1 pseudogene is annotated in these 7310 nt (G+C 71.1%); it reads right to left on the reverse strand.

Going from position 1 to position 7310, the window contains the following annotated elements:
- Positions 1-7292: pseudogene (locus ABZY31_RS30900) on the reverse strand (SDR family NAD(P)-dependent oxidoreductase); the annotation flags it as partial.
- Positions 7293-7310: the final 18 nt, after the last annotated feature.

Below are 7310 nucleotides of genomic sequence, written 5' to 3' on the forward strand. Positions count from 1 at the left end.
GCTTTTAAGCCGGGTGCAGTTTGTTCTCGCCGCGGGGGCTGGGGGGTGCTGCCCCCCGGGCCGCCGACGAGGAGCAGGTGGCGCACGCCGTACTCGGCCACGAGGCGGCGGGCGACGAGGCCACCGAGGAGTCCGCCCGCGCCGGTGATCAGTACGGTCGCCCCGGGTGCGTACGCGGGGCGGCCGGGGCCGGTCGTCGGTTCGTCGGCGGTGTCCCGGGCGACGCGGGTGAGGCGCCGGGCGTGCAGGGCGCCCGCCCGCACGGCGAGCTGTGGCTCTCCCGAGGCGAGGGCGGCGGGCAGGGCGCGGGCTGAGGCGGCGGTGCCGTCGGTGTCGACGAGCACCAGCCGGTCGGGGGCTTCGGCCTGGGCGGAGCGCAGCAGGCCGAGGACGGCGGCGTGCACCGGGTCGGTGAGCGCGTCGGCGGCCCCGGGGTCGTCGATGGCGGCGACCGCGCCGCGGGTCAGGACGACCAGGCGGCTGGTGGCGAACCGGTCGCCGGTGAAGGCGTCGTCGCCGAGCCAGGTCTGGGCGAGGACGAGGGCGTGGTGCGCGGCCCGGTGCAGGGACTCGACGGAGAGCTCCGGGGCGGCGGGGTCCTCCGAGGCCGAGCCGGCCTGTCCGTAGCCGACGAACACGGCGTCCGGTACGGGCGCTCCGGCGCCGACGGCGGCCGCCAGCTGGGCGAGGTCCGCGTAGTGGTCGATCCCTTCGGCACGGAGGGCCGCCGGGACCTCGGTGCCCACGGCCGCCCAACGGCCCTCGTGCGCCGTGGCCGTGTTGGCGGGCCGCGCGAGCTCCGTCCAGACGGTGCGGAACACAGACTCGTGGTGGGCGGTGCGGGCCGCCCGCACCTGCTCGGCCGACACGGCCCGCAGGACGAGGGAGTCGACGCTCGCGACGGGCGCGCCCGTGGCGTCCGCGATCTCCAGGCGTACGCCGTCCTCTCCCTTGGGGGTGAGGCGTACGCGCAGGGCGTCGGCGCCACCGGCGTGGAGGGTGACTCCGCTCCAGGCGAAGGGGAGGCGGCCCTCGCCGTCGGCGCCGCCCAGGACGCCGAGACCGAGGGTGTGCAGGGCGGCGTCCAGCAGGGCCGGGTGGAGGCCGAAGTCGCGTGCCGCCGCGGCGTTCTGCTCGGGCAGGGCGACCTCGGCGTAGACGCTGTCGCCGTGGCGCCAGGCGGCGGTGAGACCGCGGAAGGCCGGACCGTAGCCCATGCCGACCTCGGCCAGGCCGGCGTACAGGCCGTCCGTCGCAAGGGGTTCGGCGCCCGTCGGGGGCCACTCCCCCGCCACGGGGGATGCCGGGGCGGGGGCGGCCGTGGGAGCCAGTACGCCGCCGGCGTGGCGGGTCCACGGTTCGTCGGAGGAGCCGTCCTTCGCGCGGGAGGAGACGGTGAAGGCGCGTCTGCCGCTTCCGTCTGCGTCGGGGGCGCTCACGTGCATCTGGATCTGTACGCCGCCCCGTTCGGGCAGGACGAGCGGGGCTTCGAGGGTCAGCTCCTCGACGAGGCCACAGCCGAACTGGTCGGCGGCGCGGATCGCGAGGTCGACGAAAGCGGTGCCGGGCAGCAGAATGCTGCCCATGACCTTGTGGTCGGCCAACCAGGGGTGGGCGGCGGCGGACAGCAGACCGGTGAAGAGGAAGCCGTCGGATTCGGCGAGGGCGACGGCCGCGCCGAGGAGCGGGTGCGCGGCCTCCTCCAGGCCTGCCGCGGTGACGTCTCCCGCGCGGGTGCCGGGCTCGATCCAGTAGCGCTGGCGTTGGAAGGCGTAGGTCGGCAGGTCGACGCGGCGGGCGCCGGTGCCCGCGTAGAAAGCGGCCCATTCCACCCGGACGCCGTGGACGTGGGCCCGGGCGAGCGCGGTGACGAGGGTCTCCGCCTCGGGACGGCCCTTGCGCAGGACGGGCACGAAGACGGCGCCCTCGACGGTGGTGCAGTCCTGAGCCAGAGCCGACAGCACACCGTCAGGACCGAGTTCGACGTACGTGGTGACTCCCGCCGCCTCAAGCGTCCGCACACCGTCGAGGAAACGAACCGCCTCCCGGACGTGCCGCACCCAGAACTCCACCGAACCCATCTCATTCGAGACCAGCGCACCCGTCAGGTGGGAGACGACCGGGATCCGCGGAGCGGCGAACTCCAGCCCCGCCACCACCTCATGGAAGTCCTCCAACATCCCGTCCATGTGCGGCGAGTGGAAGGCGTGGCTGACGGTGAGCCGCTTGCTCTTCCGGTCGGCGAACACCCCCACCACCGCGAGCACGGCGTCCTCGTCACCGGCAACGACCACCGACTGCGGACCGTTGACCGCAGCGATGCTCACCCGCTCGGACAACAGCGGCAGGACCTCGTCCTCCGACGCCTGCACCGCCACCATCGCCCCACCACCCGGCAGCGCCTGCATCAGACGCCCCCGCGCAGCCACCAACGTGCACGCGGCCTCCAGCGAGAACACACCCGCGACATGCGCGGCCGCGATCTCACCGATCGAATGACCCGACACGAAGTCCGGCCGGACACCCCACGACTCGACGAGACGGAACAACGCCACCTCAACCGCGAACAACGCCGGCTGCGCCCACTCCGTACGATCCAGCAGCTCAGCATCCTCGGCGAACAACACTTCCTTCAGCGGTACTTCGAACTCAAACCGCTCACACACCGCATCCAGCGCATCCGCGAACACCGGGAAGGCGGCATACAACTCACGCCCCATCCCGAGACGCTGGCTGCCCTGACCCGTGAACAAGAAGGCAGCCTTCCCGCCGACCGGCGAGCCCTTCACCAGCCCGGCCACCGATGCGCCCTCGGCCAAGGCCGTGAGACCGGCGAGCAGACCCTTCCGGTCCGCGGCGACGACCGCCGCGCGCTCCTCGAACGCCGATCGGCCCGTCGCCAGGGTCCTGGCGACGTCCGTCAGCCGCTGCTCGGGGTCGGTGAGGAGCCAAGTGCGCAGCCCGTCGGCCTGGGCCCGCAGACCCTCCTCCGTCTTCGCCGAGATGACCACGGGCAGCAACGCCGGGCCCTCGGCGATCGGCTCCACCGCCACCTGCGGCGCCTGCTCGATGATGGTGTGGGCGTTGGTACCGCTGAAGCCGAAGGAGGAGACACCGGCGCGGCGCGGGCGGCCGGTCTCCGGCCAGGCCCGCCGCTCGGTCAGCAGCTCGATGTCTCCCGCCGTCCATTCGACCTGCGGGGAGGGCGAGTCGATGTGGAGGCTTTCGGGCAGGACGCCGTGCTGCATGGCCAGCACCATCTTGATCACGCCCGCGACACCCGCGGCGGCCTGCGTGTGACCGATGTTCGACTTCACCGAGCCCAGGAGCAACGGCCGGCCGTCCTCGCGGTCCTGGCCGTACGTGGCCAGCAGCGCCTGCGCCTCGATCGGGTCACCCAGCTTCGTACCGGTACCGTGCGCCTCGACCGCATCGACCTCGGCAGCCGACAACCCGGCACTCGCGAGCGCCGCCCGGATCACCCGCTGCTGCGAGGGACCGTTCGGCGCCGTCAGCCCATTGCTCGCACCATCCTGATTGACGGCCGAACCCCGCACCACCGCGAGGACCGGGTGACCGTTCCTACGGGCATCCGACAGCCGCTCCACGAGCAGCATGCCCACACCCTCACCCCAACCCGTACCATCCGCACCAGCCGCGAAAGCCTTGATCCGGCCATCAGCAGCCAGACCACCCTGCCGGGCGAACTCGATGAACGTACCCGGGGTGGACATCACGGTGACACCACCGGCCAGCGCGATCGAGCACTCGCCGTTGCGCAGGGCCTGGATCGCCCAGTGCAGGGCTACCAGCGAGGACGAGCAAGCCGTGTCGACGGTGACCGCCGGGCCTTCCAGACCGAACACGTACGACAGGCGGCCGGACACCACACTGGCGGCGTTGCCCGTGCCCAAGTGGCCCTCAAGTCCGGCTGGTTCCTCAAGGAGGACGGAGAGGTAATCCTGGCCGTTGGTGCCGACGAAGACACCGGCATTGCTGCCCCGCAGCGTGCCGGGGTCGATGCCGGCCCGCTCGAAGGCCTCCCAGGAGGTCTCCAGCAACAGTCGCTGTTGCGGGTCCATCGCGAGCGCCTCACGCGGCGAGATCCCGAAGAAGTCGGCGTCGAAGTCCGCTGCGTCGTAGACGAAGCCGCCTGCACGGGAGTACGAGGTGCCCCGCGCGCCGGGGTCGGCGTCGAACAGGGCGTCGAGGTCCCAGCCGCGGTCCAGGGGGAGGTCCGAGATCGCGTCGGTGCCGGAGGCCAGCAGCTGCCACAGGTCTTCCGGGGTGCGTACACCGCCCGGGAAGCGGCAGCTCATGGCGACGATGGCGATCGGGTCGTCGTCCACGGCGCTGACCACGGCAGCAGTCGCCTCGGCCTCGGCACCCAGCAGTTCGGAGCGCAGATGGGCAGCGAGAGCTGCCGGCGTCGGGTAGTCGTAGACGAGCGTGGCCGGGAAGCGCAGCTCGGTGGCGGCACCGAGGCGGTTGCGCAGCTCGACCGCGGTGAGCGAGTCGAAGCCGATCTCGCGGAAGGCCCGTCCGGCCTCCACGTCCTCGACACCGGAGTGTCCCAGGACCTGGGAGACCTGCGTACGCACGAGGTCGAGGAGGAACGGCTCGCGGTCGCCCTCAGCCATCTTCCGGAGCCGCGCGACGAGCTCCGGGGCCGAACGCTCGGTACGGTTGCCCGCGGTCTGCGCGCCCTCGTCGAGGGCCTCGACGTCGGGCAGATCGGCGAGCAGTCGGCTCTCGCGCACAGCAGTGAAGCCGGGTACGAAGGCCGCCCAGTCGAAGTCGGCTATCGTCAGGGCCGCTTCGTCGGTGCCGACGGCCTCACGGAACGCGATGATCGCGAGATCGGCGTCCATCGGCGGTACGCCACCGCGGCGCATCCGGGCTTCGAGAGCCTCGTCAGCGGCCATACCGCCTTCGGCCCACGGACCCCAGGCCAGCGAGGTGGCTGCCAGACCAGCCGCCCGCCGCTGCTCTGCGAGCGCGTCCAAGTAGGCATTCGCAGCCGCGTAGTTGCCCTGACCAGCAGCACCGATCGACCCACTCATGGAGGAAAAGAGGACGAAGGCGTCGAGCTCGATCCCCAGCTCAACCGTGAGCTCGTGCAGGTTGAGCGCGGAGGTGGCCTTGGCCCGCAGCACGCTCTCGAACCGCTCCGGCGTCAGCGCATCCAGCACACCGTCATCCAGCACACCAGCCGTATGCACCACAGCCGTCAACGCGCCGGCCTCGGCAGCCAACAGCTCCCGCAACGCCCCCCGATCAGAAACATCACACGCAACCACAGACACATCGACACCCAGGTCGGCCACCAGCTCAGCCACCCCAGGAGCATCCGGACCACGGCGACTGGTCAGCACCAGACGCTCAACACCCGCACCAGCCAGCCAACGAGCAACCCGGCCACCCAACGCACCCGTACCACCCGTCACCAGCACCGTCCCCGACGGCGACCACGAACCCCCAGCCCGCGCCGCACGCACCAGACGACGACCGAACACACCAGAGGACCTCACCGCCACCTGGTCCTCGACACCACCCAGGACCGCAACCAGCCGGCCCATCGCCCGCTCGTCCCACACCTCAGGCAGATCGACCAGACCACCCCAACGCTCCGGAACCTCCAGAGCCGCCACCCGACCCAAACCCCACACCTGCGCCTGAACAGCAGACACAAGCTTGTCCGAACGGCCCACACTCACCGCACCACGCGTCAGGCACCACAACGGCGCCCCCACCCCGGCATCACCCAACGCCTGCACCAAAGCGGCGGTAGCAACAAGCCCACCCACCTCATCCAGCGCCAGCAACGACACCACACCAACCACCGAACCAGCACCAGCACCAGCACCAGCACCAGCACCAGCACCAGCCAGCAGACCCGCAAGACCCCCACGGTCCATGCCCGGATCCACCACAACCCGACGCACCCCAGCACCCAGCGCAGCGACCACCGCCGTGTCATCCACACCCGCAGCCGGCACCACGACCAGCCACTCACCATCCAGCACAGCACCGGCAGCAGCGTCCGTCAGCGGCTTCCACGACACCCGGTATCGCCAGGAGTCGACCTCCGACTGGGTCCGCAGACCCCGGCGCCATGCCGACAACGCAGGAAGGACTGAGTCCCAGGCGCCGTCGTCCTCGACCTCCAGCGTGCCGACGAGCGACGCGAGGTCTTCGCGCTCCACGGCGTCCCAGAAACGGGAGTCCGCGTCATAGCCCGCGAGACTGCGCCCAGCGCCCGTCAGCTGGAGCCAGTAGCGCTGGTACTGGAAGGCGTACGTCGGCAGCTCCACCCGTCGGGCTCCGGTACCGGCGTAGAAGGTGGACCAGTCCACGGCCACACCCCGCACGTGCGCCTGAGCCAGGGCCGAGACCACGGACTCCGCGTCGGGGCGGCCGTTCCGCAGGGTGGGCACGAAGGCCGTGTCTTCACCCGTCACGCACTCCTGGCCCATCGCTGAGAGAACGCCACCCGGACCCAGCTCCAGGTAGGTCGTGACCCCGGCCTCGTCCAGGGCCCGCACACCATCGAGGAAGCGAACGGCCTCGCGGACGTGTCGCACCCAGAAGTCGGCCGAACCCATCTCGTCCGAGACCAGCGCCCCCGTCAGGTTGGAGACGACCGGGATCCGCGGAGCGGCGAACTCCAGCCCCACCACCACCTCACGGAAGTCTTCCAACATCCCGTCCATGTGCGGTGAGTGGAAGGCATGGCTGACGGTGAGCCGCTTGCTCTTGCGGTCGGCGAAGGCCTCCACCACCGCGAGCACGGCGTCCTCGTCACCGGCAACGACCACCGACTGCGGCCCGTTGACCGCAGCGATGCTCACCCGGTCGTTCAGCAACGGCAGGACTTCGTCCTCCGACGCCTGGAGAGCGATCATCACACCACCACCCGGCAGCGCCTGCATCAGACGCCCCCGCGCAGCCACCAACGAGCACGCGTCCTCCAGCGAGAACACACCCGCCACATGCGCAGCCGCGATCTCACCCACGGAGTGACCGGCGAGGAAGTCAGGCCGCACACCCCACGACTCCAGCAGCCGGAACAGCGCCACCTCGACCGCGAACAACGCAGGCTGCGCCCACTCCGTACGATCCAGCAGTTCCGCATCCGCACCGAAGAGGACATCCCGCAAAGGCACATCCAGATCGAACCGGGCACACACAGCATCCAGCGCATCCGCGAACACCGGGAAGGCGTCATACAACTCACGCCCCATCCCGAGGCGCTGGCTGCCTTGACCGGTGAACAGGAAGGCGGTCTTCCCGCCGACCGGTGAGCCCTC

It is taken from the genome of Streptomyces sp. NPDC006529 (genome assembly GCF_040611795.1).
Lineage (GTDB): Bacteria > Actinomycetota > Actinomycetes > Streptomycetales > Streptomycetaceae > Streptomyces.